General features: G+C 46.5%; 16 protein-coding genes. 3 read left to right on the top strand and 13 right to left on the bottom strand.

What is annotated here, in order from left to right:
• Positions 1-47: 47 nt before the first annotated feature.
• Entirely contained in the window at positions 48-2,390 is a 2,343-nt protein-coding gene (locus tag QTP81_RS08640; RefSeq protein ID WP_289364951.1) for a DNA internalization-related competence protein ComEC/Rec2, read from the bottom strand.
• A gap of 48 nt (positions 2,391-2,438) precedes the next feature.
• On the opposite strand from QTP81_RS08640, the gene QTP81_RS08635 reads away from it, so the two are divergent.
• Entirely contained in the window at positions 2,439-2,960 is a 522-nt protein-coding gene (locus tag QTP81_RS08635) for a DUF2062 domain-containing protein (RefSeq protein WP_289364950.1), read from the top strand.
• On the opposite strand, the gene ligA is transcribed toward QTP81_RS08635, so the two are convergent.
• Genes ligA through smc form a run of 3 tightly spaced genes read right to left on the bottom strand, consistent with a single transcriptional unit; the run spans position 2,948 to position 9,843 of the window.
• Positions 2,948-4,984: an NAD-dependent DNA ligase LigA gene (gene ligA, locus QTP81_RS08630; protein WP_289364949.1), complete on the bottom strand. Its 2,037-nt coding sequence runs from the start codon at positions 4,982-4,984 to the stop codon at positions 2,948-2,950. The genes QTP81_RS08635 and ligA overlap by 13 nt on opposite strands.
• 10 nt (positions 4,985-4,994) lie before the next feature.
• Positions 4,995-6,368: a cell division protein ZipA gene (gene zipA, locus QTP81_RS08625; protein ID WP_289364948.1), complete on the bottom strand. Its 1,374-nt coding sequence runs from the start codon at positions 6,366-6,368 to the stop codon at positions 4,995-4,997.
• A 16-nt stretch (positions 6,369-6,384) separates the two neighbouring features.
• Positions 6,385-9,843, bottom strand: coding sequence for a chromosome segregation protein SMC (smc, locus tag QTP81_RS08620; protein ID WP_289364947.1), 3,459 nt, complete (start codon positions 9,841-9,843; stop codon positions 6,385-6,387).
• A gap of 193 nt (positions 9,844-10,036) precedes the next feature.
• Between smc and cysZ the strand changes: the two genes are divergently transcribed.
• A complete protein-coding gene (gene cysZ / locus QTP81_RS08615) occupies positions 10,037-10,783 on the top strand; it encodes a sulfate transporter CysZ (protein ID WP_289365621.1) in 747 nt (248 codons plus the stop codon).
• Here cysZ and QTP81_RS08610 read toward each other — a convergent pair.
• From QTP81_RS08610 to nhaR, 5 genes are all read right to left on the bottom strand, one after another.
• On the bottom strand, positions 10,713-12,251 hold the full coding sequence (locus QTP81_RS08610) for a tetratricopeptide repeat protein (protein ID WP_289364946.1): 1,539 nt from the start codon (positions 12,249-12,251) through the stop codon (positions 10,713-10,715). The genes cysZ and QTP81_RS08610 overlap by 71 nt on opposite strands.
• Positions 12,252-12,265: 14 nt before the next feature.
• Positions 12,266-13,147 carry a lipoprotein NlpI gene (nlpI, locus tag QTP81_RS08605; protein WP_289364945.1) on the bottom strand — a complete coding sequence of 294 codons (882 nt, stop codon included), beginning with the start codon at positions 13,145-13,147 and terminating at the stop codon, positions 12,266-12,268.
• A 174-nt stretch (positions 13,148-13,321) separates the two neighbouring features.
• Positions 13,322-13,624, bottom strand: coding sequence for a DUF1244 domain-containing protein (locus tag QTP81_RS08600; protein WP_289364944.1), 303 nt, complete (start codon positions 13,622-13,624; stop codon positions 13,322-13,324).
• A 101-nt stretch (positions 13,625-13,725) separates the two neighbouring features.
• Entirely contained in the window at positions 13,726-15,858 is a 2,133-nt protein-coding gene (pnp, locus tag QTP81_RS08595; protein WP_289364943.1) for a polyribonucleotide nucleotidyltransferase, read from the bottom strand.
• Positions 15,859-15,945: 87 nt separating this feature from the next.
• On the bottom strand, positions 15,946-16,848 hold the full coding sequence (nhaR, locus tag QTP81_RS08590; protein WP_289364942.1) for a transcriptional activator NhaR: 903 nt from the start codon (positions 16,846-16,848) through the stop codon (positions 15,946-15,948).
• Between the two features lie 171 nt (positions 16,849-17,019).
• Between nhaR and QTP81_RS08585 the strand changes: the two genes are divergently transcribed.
• Positions 17,020-17,355: an HPF/RaiA family ribosome-associated protein gene (locus tag QTP81_RS08585; RefSeq protein WP_289364941.1), complete on the top strand. Its 336-nt coding sequence runs from the start codon at positions 17,020-17,022 to the stop codon at positions 17,353-17,355.
• A gap of 60 nt (positions 17,356-17,415) precedes the next feature.
• On the opposite strand, the gene cspE is transcribed toward QTP81_RS08585, so the two are convergent.
• The 4 genes from cspE to QTP81_RS08565 form a co-directional block, all read right to left on the bottom strand.
• Positions 17,416-17,622 (bottom strand): transcription antiterminator/RNA stability regulator CspE, encoded by a 207-nt coding sequence (cspE, locus tag QTP81_RS08580; protein WP_289364940.1) that lies wholly within the window; start codon positions 17,620-17,622, stop codon positions 17,416-17,418.
• 227 nt (positions 17,623-17,849) lie between these two features.
• Positions 17,850-19,241, bottom strand: a complete 1,392-nt coding sequence (locus QTP81_RS08575) for a DUF1501 domain-containing protein (RefSeq protein ID WP_289364939.1) — start codon at positions 19,239-19,241, stop codon at positions 17,850-17,852.
• A 10-nt stretch (positions 19,242-19,251) separates the two neighbouring features.
• Positions 19,252-21,108 (bottom strand): DUF1800 domain-containing protein, encoded by a 1,857-nt coding sequence (locus QTP81_RS08570; protein ID WP_289364938.1) that lies wholly within the window; start codon positions 21,106-21,108, stop codon positions 19,252-19,254.
• Positions 21,109-21,240: 132 nt separating this feature from the next.
• Positions 21,241-22,572, bottom strand: a complete 1,332-nt coding sequence (locus QTP81_RS08565) for a DEAD/DEAH box helicase (protein WP_289364937.1) — start codon at positions 22,570-22,572, stop codon at positions 21,241-21,243.
• Positions 22,573-22,649: the final 77 nt, after the last annotated feature.

The following is a 22,649-nucleotide window of genomic DNA, read 5'->3' as shown; positions in this document are numbered from 1 at the left end:
CAGAATTGTACGCAGAAATCCAGTGAAACCCTAGCTTTTCCTGATACTTAATCAAACCAACGTCGCTTTAGGTCGCCGCGCATGGTGACTATCTCGATAGGGGCAGACTCGGCTCTATCTATGGTAAAGCGGATATAACCGTGCTCTGCGGTATTCCAAAACTGAGGTTGCCAGTGTTGATAACGCACAACGACATCAGGTTGCGGAAAGTTAAATCGATTGCCAAACCCAGTACTGAATACGACATGTTTAGCCTGAACAGCATTGATAAACCCCCAGCTCGAACTGGTATTGCTACCGTGATGCGGCGCAATTAAAATATCGGCGTCAAGCGACTGTTGCTGTTGATTGGCCAGTCGGACCAAAGCGACTTCGGCCTCCCGTTCAATGTCACCACTGAACAGGACCGATCGGTGTCGATCAGCGATCCGCAACACACAGCTACGGTTGTTGTCTGTCTGATGTGGCTGCTGTAGCCACGCTTTTGTGGGCCAAAGTACCTCTATCTCTAACGCTTGCCACATCAGGTGATCACCGCGCCGACACAATTCAGGACCAATAAAGTGCGCCACTTCAATATTGTTACGCAGTGTATGTATGCCGCCAGCATGATCGTTGTCATAGTGGCTGACGAATAAATGATCAATTTGCGTAATCTTTTGTGCGCGTAAGAACGGCAGTATCACTTGCTGCGCGATACTTATGCCGCCCTCAAACTCGGGCCCGGTATCAATTACTATAGCTCGCTGACCGGCAATAACAGCAATAGCAGTGCCCTGACCCGCATCAAACACATGCACTTGCCAGTCGTGGGATTCAGTTACTACAAAGCGCGTCGACACTGCGAGTAACAAAGGCGCACATAAGCTACCAAGAAATAAATTCTGTAACCTTGAAGGAGGCAATATCAATAACAGCAACGCTACTGCCAGCAGACACAATTGACTTGTGCTAATCGAAATACTGGTTACGGCTGCATAGGGTAGCTCTGCCAACCAAGTCATGATTTGCACTAAATACCCTAATACCAGGTCAATTACTTTAAATAACATCGCTGTTGCTGGGGGCATTACCAACATACTAATGATCGCAAAAATACACAGCGGTACTACGATAAGTGTAATGATTGGCACGAATAGCAAATTAGCCGGCACTGATACCAGTGAAATCGTATCGAAATAACTGATAACCAAAGGCAGCATAAGCACGGTTATAAAAATTTGGAAATGAAATAATCGCGAGATTTTTAAATACCAAGATTGACCGTGATAGTGCCTGAAACGCCAATTGTAAACTGCGATAATAAGTACCGCAGAAAAGCTCAGCCACAAACTCATTCCGTAAATACTCAAGGGTGAAAACATCAAGATAAGTACAAATAAACAGACTAAAATATGTCGCGACGCTAAATTAAACCGTAAAGCGATTAACGATAGTAGAATGACAACTGCAATAAACGCTCTCAGCACTGGTAATTGCCACCCAGAAAGGTACGCGTAACCACAACAAAAGACTACGCAGAGCAAGTTTAGCAAAGGCTGCAATGCTTTTTGCTGATTTAACCCCTGACCACGAAAGCAAAGCGCTTTAGCAGCCGTTAATTGCGTGAAACGAGACAAAAATAGCAGCACGAGCATACATACGACGCTTAGATGCAACCCTGAGATAGCGAATAAATGGGCCAATCCAGTCACCTGTAAAAACCGCCAGTCTTGGTCGGTCATGGCTGAACGTTCGCCTACACTTAACGCCAAAATGAAACGAGTATTCTCCAAAGGTAGTGTGCTTATTTGTTCGATTAATCTTTGTCGAAGCGATGGTGGTTTGGCTGGGCCTAGCGCAAGAATCTGTCGTACATAACCGGTCGCGACAATGTTGTTAGCCAGTAACCAACGGGCGTAATCAAACCCTACTGGATTTGCAAGTCCTCTAGGCCGTTTCAAACGCACTGTAAGTTCAGCATGGGCATTTCGAGTGATCACCCTGTCACTATCGTAAAGTGATAAGAGGATTGTCCGCGGTCGGATAAAGACATCTGCATCAATCTGAACGACGTCGATCTGCAAGCGCTGTCTACCCGATTGCTGCGAAGATTTGGTTACCTGTCCCTGAATTATTACATCTTGCTGAAATTTATCGTCAGACAGTTGCCAAGTATCATACCAATGTCCTACACTCGCTGCGCAGAAAACACCTATAATCGTAGCCAGTAAAAAGTTACCGACTGTGACCTTCAATTTGGGAGGAAGGTGTCGCCTGAAGAGCCATACAAAGACAAGGATCCAAACCAATACAGGTATGTCTGGTAAGTGTGGCCACCAAATGGACGAAATAAATACAAGCACCGCTGTAATGATTGTTGGTGTTGAATACTTAGTATTTATGTCCATAGTAAAGACCGCATCCGTGTGTAATCAGTGAGAGGAAGCTAAGCTCCAATGCCTAAAAAGTTTATTCGACGACTACTGCCCGATCACAAATCTGTGGTTGAGAATCGGTATATGGCGATCTTTGGCAAGCTATTGCACGACCCCAACTTATGGCATCTAAATCGACGTTCGGCATGTGGTGCATTTGGCATCGGCTTGTTTTTTGCGTTTTGGCCAGTGCCATTCCAGATGATTTTTGCCGCGGCTTTAGCCATTCCTGCGCGCGTGAACCTGCCATTGTCAATCGCGACTGTTTGGGTTACTAATCCATTCACTATGCCGCCGATATTCTACGGTGCATATAAAGTAGGAAGTACTGTACTAGGGACGGATATGAGCGAGTTTGCGTTTGAGTTGAGTTGGGAATGGGTAGCCAATAGCCTATCGACGATTGGCCCCGCATTTCTATTAGGGTGTGCGATTTGTTCCGTGATCGCTGGGATCCTTGGCTATTATGGCCTTAATTATCTGTGGCGCTGGTCAGTAGTAAAATCGTGGCAGACTCGGCAGCGCAATCGTCAAGCTTCTTGAGCGCTTAAAAATTCAAGTAGTCGTGCTTCGTTCCAAACCTCAACACCGAGCTTTTCAGCTTTAGTCAATTTAGAACCCGCTTTTTCACCGGCGACCAAAAAGTCTGTTTTCGCCGAAACGCTACCAGCGACTTTTGCGCCTAGCGCCATTAATTTCTGTTTCGCCTCATCTCGTCCCATGGCAGCTAAAGTCCCGGTGATCACGCAGGTTTTGCCATTTAAAGGCAAACTATCGCGATCTTGAACCTCGATTTTTGGCCAGTTAACCCCCTGCGCCAACAAATCCTTTATTACCTCAATGTTGTGTGGCTCACGACAAAAGTTAACAATGTGTTCGGCGACTACCCCGCCAATATCCTCGACTTCTATAAGCTGCTCTGCAGTGGCGGTAAGAATTTTGTCCAACTCACCAAAGTGACTGGCCAAGTTGGCTGCGGTCGCCTCGCCTACTTCACGGATCCCGAGCGCATAAAGGAACTTGGCTAGTGTTGTTGACGTCGCATTTTCCAAGGCAGACACTAAATTACTGGCTGATTTCTCAGCCATGCGCTCTAGGCTGATAAGATCAGCAACCGTGAGTTTAAAGAAGTCCGCCGGAGTTTTTACTAAACCCGCATCAACCAACTGCTCAACTAATTTATCGCCCAATCCATCGATATTAAAAGCCTTGCGTGATGCAAAGTGCTTTAGAGCCTCTTTGCGCTGAGCAGCGCAGAATAAACCTGCCGTGCAGCGAGCTACAGCCTCTGTTTCGAGCTTCTCAACCTGAGAATCACACACAGGACATTGGTTGGGAAACTCAATTTTACGGGCGTCATCAGGCCGTTGGTCCACGATCACCGAGACCACTTGCGGAATCACATCACCAGCGCGTCGTATAACCACGCGATCACCGATCATAACGCCGAGTCGAGTAATTTCATCGCCGTTGTGCAGAGTAGCATTTGAAACTGTCACACCGCCGACATACACGGGCTCAAGTCTTGCGACAGGTGTTATCGCCCCTGTTCGCCCAACTTGAAACTCCACATCCAGTAATCGTGTACTTTCTTCTTGAGCGGGAAACTTCCGTGCGATCGCCCAGCGCGGTGCCCGAGACACAAACCCCAAGCGCTGCTGTAGTTCGATATCGTCAACCTTGTAAACAATTCCGTCGATTTCATAGTCAAGGTCATCTCGCATTTCACTGAGCTTGGTGTAGTAGTCAATACACCCTTGAGCATCTTCACCGAGATCCAATAACACATTGATGGGTAGGCCCCAGTCAGCCAACTGCAATAAACGCTGGCGATGGGTGTTGGCCATAACTCCCGTACTATCATCAAATACACCTAGAGAGTAGGCAAAAAATTTCAGTGGGCGCTTGGCGGTAATGCGCGGGTCAAGTTGTCTCAAACTTCCCGCAGCGGCATTTCGAGGATTGGCAAATGCTTTAGATCCGGCGGCTTTTTGCGCTTCATTTAGCGCATTGAAACCAGCTTTAGGCATAAATACTTCGCCCCTGACTTCGAGTCGCGCCGGATAATTATTTCCACGTAATTTCAATGGTACGTTATTAATGGTACGCACATTACTGGTTATATCTTCACCCACCATGCCATCACCGCGGGTCGCAGCGCGGACAAGACGCCCGTCTTCATACAAGATGCTCACAGCAAGGCCATCGAGTTTCGGCTCGCATGAAAAGGTTAATGGCTGCGTATAACCCAATCGGTCTTTAACGCGTTTGACAAATGCGCTTAACTCATCATCGTCAAAGGCATTATCCAGCGATAACATTGGCAACTCATGAGTTATCTGAGTAAAAGCACTCAACGGCGCAGCCCCGACGCGCTGCGTTGGCGAGTCTGGGCTAATTAATGCTGGGAACTGCTGTTCTAATGCCTGTAGCTCCCGTAACAAGCGATCGTACTCGCTATCCGGTATGGTTGGATCGTCGAGTACGTAATACTGATAGTTGTGTTCATTTAAAATGTTGTGAAGCTGCTCTTTGCGAGCGATGACTTGGGGATCTATTTGGCTCATTGGATACTTTTTAATGACGAGCGATCATGCGACGTCGCTCAAACTCACGGATCTTTTCAACGTATTGCTGCAGGCCCTGTTTAGTCAACACACTGCGACGTCCATCAAGGATCTGACCAGAAAACTCTTCGGCTAGTTTACGCGCAGCATTGTGCATCATGTTAAACACCTGATGAGGATCACCCTCTATCGGCAATATCATGAATAACGACACACCCTGCGTGGTAAAGTTTTCTAGATTATCAATATCAAAAACGCCCGGCTTGAACATATTTGCCAAGCTAAACAACACCGGCCCTTTACCATTGCTATTAACGTGACGATGGAAAATGTCTTGGTCACCGAACTTAAAACCAAGGGTAAGCAGCATGGGTAGTAATGCGGCTCCTTGGATCTCTTGATCCTGCGGTGCTCGCACGTTTAACACTAGCACTTCTTGCTCTGGTGCATCTTGCGCAGCAGGCGATTCAGGCGCAGCTTGTGTGCTTTCAACGGGTGTTTCCTCATCGAATGACATACGCATCTGATCTTCACCCAGAGTCGGCTCTATACGCTTGCGTAAAATTGAACGCGAACGCTTTTTCGTCGGCGCTTTTTTGCTTTCTGTCACTTTAACATCTGCAGCAACCTCTGCTTTTACCGGCGTTGTTTGAAGCTCTGCGTCGATTGGCGCTTGGTCAAGGCTGAAATCGTCGACTTCATTTGGCGTAGTTGTCTCAGTGTCAACTGGAGATGATGTATCGCTGCTTGTCACCTGATCAGGGTTGAGCAAAAACGGCGGGGGTTCAGGGATACTTTCACTTTTGCTTTCAACAGTCGGTTTAGTGTCTTCGCGAGCCTGATACATTTTGGGCTTTGGGTTACTCACGACTGAGGCATAGAGTTTCGGCGGGGCTGGCTCAGGTTCTGATTCAACTTCGACTTGGGTAGGAGTACTATCCGTACCCGCAGTAACGGTGCTTTCACTGCCGATTTCACCGGTACTAGGAATATCATTCAGGCTAACTTTGGGCTCACCTTGAATGGTGTCTTCTGAGGGTTCTTCTGAGTTGTCTGGATATACGGTCGCTACAGATTCTGGCGAGGTCTTTAAGCCCTCGTCGACATCAAACTGCGCTTCCAGCGTATCAACCACTACACACTCATCGCTCGATACTTGGTTCGTATCGTCATCTCCCGATGGCTGCCGGCTTACTACGCGTACCTCACCAATACCGTATTCGTCGAAACCTTCCGTCTCGCGAGTGGGTGTAAAGTCTTGTTGCGGTTCAACCCGCGGTTTAGGAGTGGCGTTATTCTTCCGCAAACTCCAAAGACCATGCGCGAGAATAGCTACAATCGCACAGCCTCCAATAACTAATAGCGCAAAGCGTAAGTCTTCCATCAGATCTCGCCCTTTATTATGAATTTGCGATAGCTACAGCTTCTTCTACATCGACAGCGACCATACGTGACACACCGGGTTCTGCCATGGTCACACCAGTAAGGTGTTCAGCCATTTCCATCGCAATTTTATTATGGGTGATATAAATAAACTGTACCGTTTGCGACATCTCAGATACCAACCGGCAAAAGCGCTCTACGTTGGCATCGTCCAATGGCGCGTCAACTTCATCTAGCAAACAAAACGGCGCAGGATTCAATCTAAATATTGCAAACACTAATGATAATGCGGTTAGGGCTTTTTCTCCACCACTCAAGAGATGAATCGTACTATTTTTCTTGCCCGGTGGCCGGGCCATAATAGTAACCCCAGTCTCGAGCAAGTCGTCATCTGTCAGATCGAGATAGGCACTACCGCCGCCGAAAACTTTCGGAAACAATTGTTTTAGGTCACCATTCACTTGGTCGAATGTGTGTCTAAAGCGCGTTTTGGTCTCTTTATCAATTTTTCGAATCGCTTCTTCTAAGGTTTCCAAAGCCGCATTTAAATCATCGTACTGGGCATCTAAATGTTGTTTGCGTTCAGATTGCACTTCAAACTCATCAACCGCTGCAAGATTGACCGCACCTAAACGGCTTATGGAGTTGGTAGTTTTCTCTAACTCTTGTTGCCAGGCTTGGTCTTCGGTGTCATCTGGTAAACCTTCAAGTGTCGTTTTAAGGTTTTGGTCAGCCTCTTCTAGCTGTTCTAACACCGCTGTTGCACGCACTTGATAGCCTTGAGCTTCGAGCTTTAGGCTCTCGAGCTGTGACCGGCGCTGTTGTAGTCGCTCGGTCAGCCCTTGCGAATCTTTTTGCGCATCGTTGATCACGCGCTCTACGTCTGCCAGTTGGTCAGCTTGTTGGTCACGTAATAGGCTGATTTCTTCCCGTTTAGCCAATAACTCAGCGACACGCTCGGCGGAATCAGATTGTGGTGAGCGCAATTCATTTAGTTCGTTATGTAGTTTTGCAAGGCGCTGATTGAGGTCCGTAAATAAACTTTTATGACTTTCTCGACGTTGTTGCAGAGTACCCACCTGCCCCTGCAACTGTTGCATATTTAAATCGTGTTGATGCTTTTGCTGAGTCAAGGCTTCAACGCTGGCTCTGCTCGTTGCCAATGTGCGCTCGAACGCTTCTCGCCTCTCCTCGTAGTGCAGCTGTTGCGATTCAAATTCGAGTAATTGCTCCTCAATGGCTTCAACGCGCGCAGACAATTCTTCAAGCTGGGTTTGCTCTTTACTCAGTAATGTCTGTTGCTCTTGCTGATCATTGAGCAGTTTATGCCGGCGCGCTTCGGATTGTTCCATTTGCAGCTCTAACATGCCGACTTTGTTTTGCAGCTGATAATGCGCTTGTTGCGTGTGCTGTTTTTGCTGATCGGCATCATTGAGTTGTTGTTGTAGCCGCGCGATTGTTTCATCAACCTCCGCCAAAGCCTGTTGGGCTTGTTCAAAACCTTCTTCGCCCAGTGCAATTTGTTCAGTGAGTTCGACAGCTCTTGCGGCGCGGACAGCCTTTCCTTGCTGCTTAGCCACCCCAAATTTCATCGAGTCCAGCATATACTCGACACCATTGAAAGTGACTAAACTCGCACCAGGTTGTAGCTCAGAGCGCAATTTTTTTAATTGAGCTTCATTCTCGGCGAAGTAGATAGTATTTAAAATGTTAGGGACACTCGCGTTGACACAAAGACTCGCAAGTGTGCCCGGCACTTTGTTAGTGCTCCATTGATCGCGCAATAACAGCTGCAGGCCCTGTTGTTCTGACCATTGCGGTTGGATAGATTCTTCGTTAGAAACGACATAAGCATTTTGTAATTGCGCAATAGCCAGGTCAAAAAGTCCTTCATAACCTTGCTCAATATCGAGTACCTGCCACAATTGTGACAATTTGAGTAGCGATTCGTCTTCAGTTGCAGTTTCTGAGTGCTGTAGCGCCTCAAGTGCGGCATGTTCAGCCGATAATCGTTGTACATTTTGCAGCGCTTCATTTACCGCTTGTTGATACTGCTGACGGATCGCATTTTGTTGTACAAGCTCATCTTGGCGTTGTTGGTAACTATCCTTCGCCTCATCTAATTGCTGTTCCGCAATCAGTAATTGTTCCTGCAGTGTAGCTAATTGCTCGTGCAACTGATCACTGCCTTCTTGAGTGAGTTCCATCTCAATTTCTGACAGTCGCTGCTGCGTGCGCAGTTGCATACTCATCGTTGATTGAATTTGGCTATGACAAGACTGTGATTGGCTTTTGAGCTGCATATAGTCTTGTTCTTGTTGCCTAAACTGTCGGGCAAAATCAGTCAGTGCTAATTCGGCATCCTCGCGCTGTTGACTTGCTTCGAGCAATTGCTCTTGGCAGATCGCTAATTCTGGCGCTAAAGCCTCGCGTGCAGCCAACGCTTCCTCTAGTGCCGCACTTGCGTCTTGCACTTGCTGTTCAACGTGTTCACGCTGTGTCGCTAAGGCTTTGCTTTCCTGCTCTACTTGCGCGGTGCGCTCAGTCACATATTTTTGATTCTGTTCGAGTCGTGCAATTTCAGTACTCACATCGAAGAGTTGCTGTTGTAACTCGTCTAAGCGCTGCTTACTTTCAAACTGCTGTTGACGCTGCTCGATCAATTTACGTTCATCACCGCGCTGTTGTGAAACTAAGGCTTCAACTTGTACTTCACCCTCATCAATTTGGTGCTGTAAAGCGGTTACTTTTTCACTGTGCGCAAGCCAGCGAATTGCGGCCAGTTCAGCCTTTAAACGTCGCTCTTTGGCCTTTAATTCTTTGTAACGCCGCGCCGCTGCTGCTTGGCGCTGGAGTTTATCGAGCTGTGTCCCCAACTCACTGCGCACATCAGCCAAGCGTTCGAGGTTTTCACGCGTGTGCCGGATGCGGTTCTCGGTTTCACGACGGCGTTCCTTGTATTTAGAAATACCGGCGGCTTCTTCAATAAATACACGTAGTTCTTGTGGTTTTGACTCGATTAGACGGGAAATCATCCCCTGCTCAATAATGGCGTAGCTGCGCGGACCTAACCCTGTGCCCAAAAAGATATCTGTGACGTCACGCCGGCGACATTTGGTGCCATTTAACAGGTAGGTTGATTGCGCGTCTCGAGTAACTATGCGCTTAACGGCTAATTCATTGTACTTGGCAAACTCACCTTGGAGGCGATTGCTGGTATTGTCGAACACCAGTTCTACACTGCATTGAGAAACTGGTTTGCGCGCTGACGAGCCGTTAAAGATAACATCAGTCATGGCATCACCGCGTAAGTTCTTAGCTGAACTTTCACCCAACACCCAACGAACAGCATCGATAACGTTGGATTTACCGCAACCATTAGGACCCACGATCGCCGTCATCTCCCCGGGAAATGGGATTGATGTTGCATCAACAAATGACTTGAAACCAGCGAGTTTAATTCGTTTTAGGCGCATTATTGTCGTTATCAGGGGCCAAATTACGTGGTTTAGCGCAGTGGCGTATATTGCTTAACTCTAGCGAATGTAACAAAACTAACGGCTTGTAACAATTACGCTTTTAATCCAGTGACGTTTATCGGTAGACTTTGTGATGGAACTAGCAGTTTAGCGAGAAAATATGCATTCAGATGTCCCGAACAAAAGTGGTATGAGTTACTTTATGAGTGGCTTTAGTTTAATCCAAACCAAAGGGATTAAGCGCTTCGTATTGGTGCCCTTGGCGATCAATTTGATTCTATTTATTACCGCATTTTATTTTTTATTTGGCCAAATTGGAGAAAGTATTACTTGGTTAATTAATCTAATCCCAGATTGGTTGGGTTGGCTCAAAGAGGCTTTGGCCTTTATCTTGTGGCCACTAGCGGTGATCAGTGTCCTACTGGTTTTCGCCCTTATCTTTGGCACTTTGGCAAATTGGATCGCAGCACCATTTAATGGTTTACTGGCAGAAAAAGTAGAGCGTCATTTGACCGGACAATCACTCGGTGACGAGGGTTTATTGTCGATCGTAAAGGATATTCCACGCACTTTAGGGCGTGAATTTGCCAAGTTGGGTTACTACCTGCCTCGCGCGATCGGCTTTTTCATCTTATTTCTGCTACTCCCCGTTATAGGGCAAGTTATTTGGTTTTTATTTTCTGCTTGGATGATGGCGATACAATATTGCGATTACGCGTTTGACAATCACAAAATCGGTTTTGCTGACATGAAACAAGCGCTGCAACAGCGCCGCACGACGAGTATGGGTTTTGGTATGATGGTGAGTGTGACCTCAATGGTGCCAATTTTAAACTTTTTGGTTATGCCTGTTGCTATCTGCGGCGCTACGGCGATGTGGGTTGATAAGTTTCGTCCACAATACCTGCATCAATCGTCTGTGCCGGCGCGGCCTTAGCCTGAGCTTCTGCAAAACTGTACCAATACTGTGCAGTTTGCAGGTCATCGGCGCGTTCATGCCAGCGCGCGATGTTTACCGCAATTGGATACCAGTGCGCGCGCTTGACAATTTGGTCACGCCATATGCGCCGGTAAATATCCGGTATATTGTTAGTGTCGTGAAATTCCATAAAAGTACGGCTGTTGACTAACTTATAGGCTTTCTGCTGTACATTATTACAGGTGCGCGCTGGATAAATTCCCGCATCGTTAGTCGTGGTTTGACTCATCAACCCCAACCAATAATCTAACCGATCCAAAGGCTCATAAAACATATCACCACTAAACAATAAATTGGGTGCTGTACGCTGTGCGCAGTGAGCTTGGGCCAATGTTTTTGACATCGGGTATTCATCTATAAAGCCCGCAAAATGCGCGAGTTCATGGACAAACACCGAATACGTATCTAATAAATCCAAATACATCACACCTGCATCAACGTAGGCTCGATTCTCGGGGTTAAACACAACAACGTGGGTCACGTCTTGCTCGGTCACTAAATCAGCGAGCTGATGCACATCACAACGCATACGTCGAGTACCACTGCTACGAACCATATTGCAACTAAAGTCTTCACTATTAAGCCACACTGCATCGCTTACACACATTGGCAATTGAGCTAAACGACGGTCGGCTCTTAACTGATCGACAAATTGCTCAGCCTGTACTTTGTTTGCCAAACTCCGTGCGATAGGCAGTATATTCATGACGCAATCGATAGCCGGTGAATTGGTAACTAAAGGCTCAAACGCGAGGACGGTGTCGCTCATCTCAGATAGTCGCATTGCCCCCTGCTCGGCGACGCGCAAGAATTTTTCCGCTCGGGGATGTCCCAATGACAGTGCTTGTTGGAAGTATTCAACCGCTAGTCTCTCATCGCCTCGAACCCAGTAGTAATCTGCTAAAGCAAAAGCATCATCGGCGTAACTCGACGCCGTGAGTTTAAGCCACTGTTCGGCTTTATCTTTACTCCCTTTAAGCAAATACCAGTTTGCTAAGGCATGCTGTGCTCGTAAATAGCCCTGCTCTGCACTTTGGCGAAATAATGCAATTCGCTGCTCAGGGTTTCGCTGCTCCAATGCCCATAGAAACTGTCCTTGTGAAGATCCCAAGTTGGCAGCACGTTTTAACAGCGCTATGCGCTCGTTTTCATCACTGCTAAGCTCCGCGAGTTTTAGAAGTGAATCAATGTCGTCTAAATCTGCCAGCTGTTGCAGCCAGTAAACGTCCGCACTTGCCAGTGTCGATGCGCGCAATTGAGCGAGGGCTTCTAAATCACCGTGCCAAAATCGCTTAAACAATTGTGCATGATACTGAGATATGTCGTCGTTGGGCATTTGGTTGTGCATCAACATTGAAGTTGATGCGAAAATACCACTGCACAACAGCAGTATAATGGCGGCACGCGCCCAGATTGAAACCGTCATAACATAAGCAGAAATTACGAGCCCGTTTGACTATCAGCTAGCCGTTCGAGTTCTAATCGAGCAAAACGATGTTCAACAAACTCATACACATTGGTGCTTAATGCAAGTTTGAAGTAGTTACTGGCTTTGCCTCGCTGACCAACACGGCTGTGGTGCTTGCCAATATAAAAATACGCTTCACACACGCGGTTATTCAATTCAGTACGATTTTCAATATCAACTATCAACGAGTTCAGTAAAGTATTCTCATCGATATCGCCTAAGTAAAAATCGACAATATTATTGGCCCAAAATGTGGGGTCGAGCCCCGGACGAGCTGCACGAAGTTGCTCCAGTGCCGCGATTTCATCGACTTCACGTGCAGCTATAAAGTGCCAGATGGCTCGATAAGGGTCCGTTGGCTTTCGTTGCTGAAACACTGCCAAATCTTCAACTGCCAATTCTGGCTTACCGCCGTAGTAAAGCGCAATACCGCGATTGAGGTAGGCGAAATCATAGTCTGGATTAATGTCGATCGAAGAGTCAAACGCATCATAGGCTTGACTAAAGTCTTGTTGCTGTACGTAGTGTATACCGATTGAATTATAGGCCTCAGCCATGTCGGGGCGTAATTTCAATACCTGACTATAATCAAACTGAGCTAAACTCGATAAGCCTAAGCTGTCGTAAAGCATGCCGCGTTGATAGAGTAGCTCTGCGCGTTCGCCATCTTCGATGTTTGCTTGACCTAAAATATAATTAAATCTCGCTACCGCGAGTTGTGCACGAGGATTTGCCGGAATAGGTTCAACCAATAAAAGATTGCCCATTTGCGCAGCAGGTTGCTGAGGCAGTTGTGCACAACCACTGAGCAATAGAAAGCTCAATGGGATCAAGATTTTTATATTTTGTAGCATATCCCCAACTTTTACCTAGTTTAAATGAATTGGCAATGTGAACGCATGTTCACGTTTAATAATGAGTGTTGGTAGCTTATAAGACAACCAGAAACGGTAAACGAATATTAACAAAGTATTACTGTCTTCGACAGCTCTGTCTGGTCAGCAACCACCAGGCTTGGCTTTTTCCGCCTAACAGCCTTTACCCGCTTGTCGATTCTCAAGAGCAGCTAATTGTTCAGCAGTAGCAGGTGCTTGATAGTTTTCTTTCCATTCTGGATAGGTCATTCCATAAACGCGTTCGCGTGCTTGCTCATAATCGACCTCTTCTCCATGCTCACGTGCGGCCGCTACATACCACTTTGCTAAGCAATTGCGGCAGAAGTCAGCGAGGATCATCAGGTCGATGTTTTGCACATCTTTGTTCTCATCTAGATGACGCAATAAACGATTAAATACCGCGGCTTCGATTTGAGTGGCAGTTTCAGGTTGCATAGGTACCTCGATTTCTAATAGATATAGTGCAAGCTTAATGATTAGACACAAAAAAGCCAGTACCTAAGTACTGGCTTTATATACGAAAGTCAGGCTTTCAATTATTCGCTGTCGTCAGCACCGGCTTCTGGAGCGGCTTCTTCTTTAACCGGCTTCTCAAGCAACTCTTTGATGCTTAAGCGCACGCGGTTTTGACGGTCGATTTCCATAACCTTAACGTCGACCATTTGGCCCTCTTCAAGGTAATCAGCCACTTTAGCGACACGCTCGTGTGCGATTTGTGAAATGTGTACCAAACCTTCTTTACCCGGCAGCACTTCAACAAATGCACCAAAATCGACGATACGAGTAACTTTACCGTTGTAAGTCTTACCGACTTCGATTTCTGCAGTGACTTGCTCAATCTTACCGATCGCGATTTCAGCTTTAGCGCGCTCAGTTGCAAAGATCTTGATCGTACCGTCATCTTCGATTTCGATATTAGTATCAGATTCTTCGGTAATAGAACGGATCATTGCACCGCCTTTACCGATGACATCGCGGATTTTGTCTTGATCGATTTTCAAGGTATAGATACGCGGTGCAAACTCAGACATTTCTTCGCGGTGACCAGAAATCGCTTCATCCATAACACCAAGAATGTGTAAGCGCGCTTCCTTCGCTTGCTTAAGAGCTTGCTGCATGATTTCTTGCGTGATGCCTTCAATCTTGATGTCCATTTGCAATGCAGTGATACCGTTTGTTGTACCCGCTACTTTGAAGTCCATATCGCCAAGGTGATCTTCATCACCGAGGATATCTGACAATACCACGAAGTTGTCGTCAGACTTAACTAGGCCCATTGCGATACCCGCAACAGAAGACTTGATCGGTACACCTGCATCCATCAATGCCAGTGAAGTACCGCATACTGATGCCATTGAAGATGAACCGTTAGATTCAGTAATTTCAGACACCACACGTACAACATACGGGAATTCTTCTTCGCTTGGCATAACCGCTTGGATACCACGCTTAGCAAGGCGACCGTGACCGATTTCACGACGCTTGGGAGAGCCAATAAAGCCAGTTTCACCTACACAGAACGGTGGGAAGTTGTAGTGCAGCATAAAGCGGCTATCGCTCTTACCTGCTAGCTCGTCAATCATCTGTGCATCGCGTTCTGTACCCAATGTCGCTACGACCAGAGCCTGTGTTTCACCACGTGTAAACAAAGCAGAGCCGTGCGTACGTGGTAATAAGCCCGTGGCTACGTCAAGGGCACGAATCATCTCTGGGCTACGGCCATCGATACGTGGCTCTCCCGCTAAAATACGTGAGCGTACAACTTCACTCTCTAAGTCGTGAAGCAACTCAAGTACTTCAGCGCTGTCTTGTTCTTCGTCAGCGGCAACGATTTCTGCTAGCGCTTTCTCAGTGACTGCAGTAACGGCGTCTTTGCGCTCCATTTTGTCGGAGATCTGATAAGCGGCAGTCATACCCTCTTTCGCCAACGCTGCAACTTTTTCTTTAAGTTCAGTGTTTTCTGCTTCTGGCTGCCAGTCCCATGCTGGAGTACCAACTTCAGCGGCAAATTCAGTCACTGCATTAATCACAGTTTGCATTTGTTCGTGACCGAACATAACTGCGCCGAGCATTACGTCTTCACTCAGCATGTTAGCTTCTGACTCAACCATTAGTACCGCACTTTGTGTACCGGCAACTACAAGGTCAAGCTCGCTCTGTTCTTGCTCTGAAGCGCGTGTGTTGAGCACGTATTGACCATCGGTATAACCGACGCGGGCCGCACCAATTGGACCGTTAAACGGGATACCAGAGATAGCAAGTGCAGCAGACGTGCCGATCATTGATACGATATCAGTTGGGATATCAGGGTTAGCTGACACCACAGTGATGATGATTTGTACTTCGTTTTTGAACCCTTCTGGGAACAACGGACGAATTGGACGATCGATCAAACGAGCAATAAGGGTTTCGTTTTCAGAAGGGCGACCTTCACGCTTGAAGAAACCGCCAGGAATTTTGCCTGCTGCGTACGTTTTTTCTTGATAGTTAACTGTTAGCGGGAAGAAGTCTTGACCTTCTTTCGCGTCTTTTTTACCAACAACTGATACTAATACAGATGTGTCGTCCATACTTGCTAGTACTGCAGCTGTTGCTTGACGAGCGATTACGCCCGTTTCAATGGTCACTGTATGCTGACCATACTCAAATGATTTAGTAATAGGATTCACTATTATTCCTTTGTCTTATCTATTATCGCTTTTAAATGCGGCGCATAGTATAACGACCAAAGACAGCAAAGGCTATGCTCAAACGCACTATTTAAAGATTATATCGCGCGCTTTGTCACAAATTGCCGCAACAGCTGGATGCGTAACTTTACGTTCGGACGAAACGGCATAGAATCGCTGCTTAATCTCGTCTGTTCGCCCTATCACTTCTACTTGAAACTGCTCACATACTTCATGTTCGATAACAGTTGGCATAAAGAACACGCCAAATCCCGCTTGGCCGAATGACTTCATAAGTGCGCTGTCATCATATTGACCTTTGACCATGGGAAACAAATCGATATCGTTGATCCATCGATCAAACAACTGTCGAATAGCATATTGTTTTGTCGGCAATAACATCGGTGTGCGGTTAAGGCATTCCGGAAACCCGCCAGACAATCGTTTTGCCAAATCTGGCGCGGCAAAAAAAGACAGACCAGACTCGCCCAAGAAATGGTTGTAAGCTTTAATACTAAACGCAGACGACAAAGGCGTGTCGGTCAACACCATATCGACTTCATGCACAGCCAAATCCGCGAGAATGGCATCAATTGGCCCCTCTTTGCACACTAAGTTAATTTCTTCGCTGAGGTTCAATGCGGGCTTCACGATTTTATAAACAATGGTTTTCGGGATTGCGCTGGCAGCACTGACAATAAATTCTGATGCACCAAATTGTGGGGCGCCACGCAAAACATCACTGAGTTCACGACCGAGTTCAAAGATCTCATCCGCATAACGCAATACCAGACGACCGGTTTCAGTTAATTGCAGACCTCGGCCAATGCGATCAAACAGCGGTTGATTCAAGCGGTCTTCAAGCATGCTCAGTTGGCCACTGATAGTTTGCGGTGTGATGTGTAATTTTGTCGCTGCTTTGGCAATTGACCCTTCTTTGGCGACAACCCAAAAGTAGTGTAAGTGCTTATAATTTATATTTTCTGCCATGCCGACAATGCCCTTAACTAAGTGCTTTCAATTTTTTCCGATGTTAATCAATACAAACAAACGAATTTTTTTGTTCAGTTTCGGCTGATAAATTTTCAATAAATAGATAAAAAAGTACTCCGCGATACCAAAAGACGCGATTTTTGGACTTCGCCAACTCAGGAGCGAACCATGCATATTAAAATTAATTCGCGCGATTTTTCAGTAACCCCGGCCCTAGGCAAGTTTATTGATGAAAAAATGAAGTTCGCGCTAAGTCGATACAGCCAGCGTATTCGCGTTGCAGAGCTGACGTTGAAGGATATAAACGGACCTCGGGGTGGGATAGACAAACAGTGCACAATTAAAATGAAACTCAATCAATTTAAAACACTGGTTGTTGAAGACACCAGCGAAGATGCATATGAGTCCATTACTGCGTGTTGCCAGCGCGCTAAGCGTCGTATTGAAAGGCATTTTAATCGCGCACGCTCGCAATCGCGGCGCCCTTCGCATGCGCAAATTTAAGGCGCTACACAAACAAAAACACCCGCCTATGAGCGGGTGTTTTTTTAAAAACTGTAACGATTAAACTGTGACATTGGCCGCTTGTGGGCCTTTTTGACCTTGCTCAATGGTAAAGTTTACCTGTTGGCCTTCTACAAGCGTTTTGTAACCTTCACTTTGAATTGAACGGAAGTGTACGAAAACGTCTTTGCCGCCGTCAGTTGGCGTGATAAAACCAAAACCTTTGTCTTCATTAAACCACTTTACGATGCCTGTTGTATTTGACATAACTAAATCCTCAAAAAATTTTTTATATGACACATGTGTGTCGACGTTGCCTTACGGGTATTACTTACTTTGAATGGCTAATGAAAAAAACGTCGAACATGGATTGCAAGGCAATTTATTGAAGTCATCGTGCAGAAGCAAAAATCGAAATAAATAGAACGCTACGAAAGCGCGCTCACTGTAACAGACTTAAGGAAATTAAGCGACAACTATTTGCAATGCTACGTTTAAAACAACGCAAGATCCGCTGGATCAAAGTTACTCAAGCCTGGTAATGCATGTAATACGTCGCTATTGGACAATCCCCACCACTGTCCGAGCGGTGCGGCTAACTGCTCTACGGCAAGCGATGGGATTAATCTTCCATTGCCTGCGTCTAGGTCATGCCCGAGCATTAGTGGCGGAACATCGCCGAAGATGTTACCCCCACGTACCGCCCCCCCCATTACAATCTGATTGCCACCCCAACCGTGATCAGTGCCATCACCATTAACAGTTAATGTTCGACCAAAATCAGACGCGGTAAAGGTCGTCACGCTCTCGGATAAACCAAGCTCAATCATTGCCGAGTCAAATGCAGCTAAACCGTTATCGAGTTGTGACAATAGTCCTGACAGATCCTCAGCTTGATTCGAGTGCGTATCAAAACCACCGATACCAACAAAAAAGATTTGTCGATTAGCCGACAGGCTATCGCGGATCGATATAGTGTCGGCAACGGCTTTAAGCTGACCACCGAGCAAAGTTGCAGGGAATGGCGTCGTTAACGCAGGTGCTGACAGTCTCGCTAAGTCGAACACGGTATTGGCATCTATTCCCTGTCTGAATTTAGTGGCAATGTCCTGCGCAAGTATGTTGCTAGCACTGAAACCCTCTGCACGAAAACGATCCCGAGCAGCTTGAAGGAAACCACTGAATTCGTTCTGAGCACTAGCCCCCTGTAATGCTGCGATATCAGCAGACCCCGTTAAAGAGATCTGATACGGAGATACACTATTTCCGGTAAGAAAGGGTCCCACACCGGCTGTCGACAACGTCGTGAATTCCCCCATGCCAGTATTTGCGCCAGCGGCCAAAATTGCATCAGCAAACAACCCGCCCCAGCCAAACTGAGCACCTTCTGGGGCGCTGGCTTGCCATATTGATTGCTGATCATTGTGCGAAAACAGCCGCGGTGGCAATTTAGCTGAGCGATTGGCAAACGACTGTGCAGATACTGGCTCGATTAGCGGCCCAACATTGCTGACAATTGCCGCACGACGTTGATCGAACAATGACTTCAACATTGGCATTTCCGGTGGCAGTGCAAATTCTCGACTGCCAAATTGGGCCGCATTGTCAGGTGTTAATGGCTGTAGGTTCTCTCTGGAGCGCGCGCCTTGGTATTGATTCAAAAGTGATTGTCTAATATTGGCAAAACTGTTGTATGACTCGTGATCATAAGGGAGCAATATGTCGTAACCATCGACGCCACCAAATAGGAATACACACACCAAGGCTTTGTAGCCTTGAGCCTGAGCAGCATGTGCGGTAAACGAGCTTGGCATGCCTAGCAACGTTGCACCAGCAAGTGATGAAGAAACAGCATAGCGTAGAAAATCGCGTCGAGTTAAAGGCATCAGTTGCTCCTTAGCGTTGTACAAGGTAATCAGGTGACGACATAATCATCAAAACGGCATACCCAATGAGGGTTAATCTAGCGTCGTTATCTTGTAATGAGTCCTGAGGGAATTCATCCAAAGTCGCAATCAATTGAAGTCGAGTGCTATCGCTAAGACTTCCGTACAACAACAAGTTGTCTAAGTAGTCAATCAGCGCAGTTGAATCATCAGCAAGCTCTAACACTGAACTGTAGTCAGCAACGAATGTTTGCTGGGCTTGAGAGTCGTCAAACTCAACATTGTAGCGCGCGAATATCTGACGCAACTGCCCATAACTATCACGCTGAGCCTGAAAGCTGCCGAAAGACAACAAATTGATGTAGCCTGGGATGCTCGATGCATTAACAATTTGCAATTCAGGTGCAACGAGGCCCGCTTGTGCTGATAAAGTGCCTGAAGCAACATAACCGGGTCGATAAAAATTAAACACAGATGGCGAGCGATAAGGATGTTGCCCAAGCACACTCAATGGCGAGGTATCATAGAGTTGACCGATATATTCAGGTCGCGACATATCGGTTTCGAAGGCACGCATAAAGTGTGTCAAACGCAATATTGGCTCGCGTACCTTACCGAATTCATCTGTGGTGAATGCAATCGTCTCGTCTATGTCTGGATCAAACAATATTGCCGCAATTGTGGCCTTAAGGTCGCCTTTTCGTCCGTCACCAACCTCTATACCATTTGGCAATTTATAAAGTCCTTGGTCAAATGCGTTGGCTACCCGCTCTACGTATTCCGGCCGCGGATTACTGGTGACAAATCGTTGGATCAGTTGACGCCCAATGAAAGGTCCAACGTTGGGGTGAGCCATGATGTGATCGAGCGCGAGCGAGATTGATTCTGCACCAGAAGTATTGGCAGCAATGGTAAAATTTAGAAACGATTTGGCGTCAGTAGAATGCTTATCTGGGTCTATGGATAATGGTTGGGTTACTGCCTCGGTAATTTGGGCAATACGAGCGGCCAAATTCTGCTGCATGTCTAATCTAGGACTATCAAGCCCCGTAAAGACTTTGGCCAGTTCTGTAATATCTTCGTTATCGTAAACCTCAATCGAATTACCGGTTGCATCTACCATCGGGGTACCATCCGGATTAAGTGCCACCAAGCCAATCGTAAATAACTGTAGTAATTCACGGGCGTAATTTTCGTCAGGTACTCGTCCTGTTGTTGGATCACCTTTTTGATTGCCAAGGTAGGTTAGGTATTCAGCCATTGCCGGTGAGTAGGTAATGGCTTCAAGCAAATCGCGATAATTTCCCAGTGCATGCTCAGCTAATATGTCCTGATAGTAGCCCAACGTTTGCGGAAATATCCCTAGCAACCCACCGCCACCATTAGAGACGACGGTTATCTGCGATAACGCAAATGCCATCCGCTGACGCAGTTGGTCATCACCGTGAACCGCATTTCGCCAAAACGTATAAGTGGTTGCAGCTTGATCAAACGCGTCAGCGAGCATACCGCTTGGGGGTTCTCCCATCTCGTAATAGTCTTGTACGCTAGATAAAAATGGTGTCACGGGTTGACTGAACTGTTCAAGTATCCATTCAGAGGCACTCGTACCGGTCAGCAATTCCACATCGCTAGGCGTGGGACCGAAAGTTGCCATAGTCAGAAATCGCGACGTCGTTTGAGGTGTAGCAAACTTTCCAACCTCAGTAGGAGCTGGAGAAGGTGTCGGTGTTGTAGGCACGGGCTGCGGTGTTGGTGGTGGATTATCATTAGTACTATCGCCACCGCCACCGCAAGCTGACAATAATAAGCAAGCGAATAAAGCGGTAATTAAGCGCAACGATGTCACATTCAATGCCTTCAACATAATGGTGTACCTTGAGGTAATCGGATACAGTCGATGAAGGCAGTTTAGTGATGCGAAACACTGTGATTCAAGCTATGAAGGCTGTGTTTACTCAAACTTTACACTCTGCCGACACAACTTTACATTAGGGGTTTAGTGTTGCTTCATACCACTATTTCTGCGTTTAACTCGTTTTTTCTTAGGCCTTAACTTATCACCTTCCTCTTTGGCGCGATCGCCAAGAGCTCTTGCATGAGTGTTTGGTTTACCACTATCAAGCGCCTTCTTAACTTTAGGCTTTTTCGGTTTTTTGGCTTTTTTTGCAAGATTTGTCATCGGTAGCGTATCGACGATAGAAAAACCGCTCATCTGTTCACGAGGGATATGCTCGCCAATTAAACGTTCGATATCTGCCAGTTGCTTTTCTTCCTCAGCGCATACCAATGAAATCGCAATACCTGACTTACCCGCACGCCCTGTTCGACCAATGCGATGCACATAGTCTTCTGCGACGTTGGGTAAATCAAAATTTATAACGCAGGGTAACTGTGAAATATCAATACCGCGTGCCGCTATATCGGTCGCGACTAGCACATTAATGGTATTGTCTTTAAATTCTGACAATGCGCGGGTGCGCGCGCCTTGACTTTTGTTGCCGTGTATTGCGGCGGCGGAAATTCCGTTTCTTTCGAGTATTTTCACTAAACGGTTTGCACCGTGTTTAGTGCGCGAAAACACCAATATTTGTTCAGCTTTTTGCTGCTTAATAATATTGACTAATAAACGATTCTTATCAGATTTTGCAACCTGATATAAGCATTGATCAATCCTGTCGACCACAGAGTTAGGAGGAGTAACCGTCAACTGTAAAGGATCGCGCACAATACTTTGTGCAAGCTCGCGTATATCTTCTGAAAAAGTCGCTGAAAACAATAAGTTTTGACGCTTTTCCGGTAGCAGCGCTAACACGCGCTTAATATCGTGAATAAAGCCCATGTCGAGCATTCGATCGGCTTCATCTAACACTAATGTCTGCAATTGATTAAATTTGACCGCATTTTGTTGGTACAAATCTAATAAACGGCCTGGCGTCGCGATTAAAATATCAGTTCCACGCCTAAGCTTTTGCATTTGTGGATTGATTTTCACGCCACCAAAAACGACGTTGTAGTTTAAACCCAGGCTCGCACCATACTTAACCGTGTTGTCGTAAATTTGTGCGGCGAGTTCACGTGTGGGTGTGATAACTAATACGCGAGCTTGATTGTGAGCAACCTTTGCTGGGCTTTGCTGTAATTGATGCAAAATGGGCAGGATAAACGCTGCGGTTTTGCCAGTCCCCGTTTGAGCCGCAGCCATTATATCGCGCCCTTGTAATACACCGGGTATAGCTTGATGCTGAATGGGCGTCGGAGTTTGGTAGTTATTTTTGGCGAGCGCTTCAACTAATTGAGCGCTAAGACCGAGTGATTCAAATGTTGGCAAATGTTGGGTCTACTGTTATGAAAATTAGACTTGCTAATTAAAAAAAGGCCGGCAAGGATACAGGAGCTTTGGCATCA

Source organism: Neoalteromonas arenosi (genome assembly GCF_030362855.1).
Taxonomy (GTDB): Bacteria; Pseudomonadota; Gammaproteobacteria; order Enterobacterales; family Alteromonadaceae; genus Alteromonas_E; species Alteromonas_E arenosi.
The sequence above is the reverse complement of the archived record's forward strand: the minus strand, read 5'-3'. Positions and strand labels throughout refer to the sequence as shown.

Coding starts and splice junctions, on each gene's coding strand:
- cysZ (WP_289365621.1), top strand. CDS start 10,037: ATGAGTTACTTTATGAGTGGCTTTAGTTTAATCCAAACCAAAGGGATT.
- zipA (WP_289364948.1), bottom strand. CDS start 6,368: ATGGAAGACTTACGCTTTGCGCTATTAGTTATTGGAGGCTGTGCGATT.
- QTP81_RS08640 (WP_289364951.1), bottom strand. CDS start 2,390: ATGGACATAAATACTAAGTATTCAACACCAACAATCATTACAGCGGTG.
- QTP81_RS08570 (WP_289364938.1), bottom strand. CDS start 21,108: ATGTTGAAGGCATTGAATGTGACATCGTTGCGCTTAATTACCGCTTTA.
- nlpI (WP_289364945.1), bottom strand. CDS start 13,147: ATGCTACAAAATATAAAAATCTTGATCCCATTGAGCTTTCTATTGCTC.
- cspE (WP_289364940.1), bottom strand. CDS start 17,622: ATGTCAAATACAACAGGCATCGTAAAGTGGTTTAATGAAGACAAAGGT.
- QTP81_RS08585 (WP_289364941.1), top strand. CDS start 17,020: ATGCATATTAAAATTAATTCGCGCGATTTTTCAGTAACCCCGGCCCTA.
- smc (WP_289364947.1), bottom strand. CDS start 9,843: ATGCGCCTAAAACGAATTAAACTCGCTGGTTTCAAGTCATTTGTTGAT.
- ligA (WP_289364949.1), bottom strand. CDS start 4,984: ATGAGCCAAATAGATCCCCAAGTCATCGCTCGCAAAGAGCAGCTTCAC.
- QTP81_RS08635 (WP_289364950.1), top strand. CDS start 2,439: ATGCCTAAAAAGTTTATTCGACGACTACTGCCCGATCACAAATCTGTG.
- QTP81_RS08610 (WP_289364946.1), bottom strand. CDS start 12,251: ATGACGGTTTCAATCTGGGCGCGTGCCGCCATTATACTGCTGTTGTGC.
- QTP81_RS08600 (WP_289364944.1), bottom strand. CDS start 13,624: ATGCAACCTGAAACTGCCACTCAAATCGAAGCCGCGGTATTTAATCGT.
- QTP81_RS08575 (WP_289364939.1), bottom strand. CDS start 19,241: ATGCCTTTAACTCGACGCGATTTTCTACGCTATGCTGTTTCTTCATCA.
- nhaR (WP_289364942.1), bottom strand. CDS start 16,848: ATGGCAGAAAATATAAATTATAAGCACTTACACTACTTTTGGGTTGTC.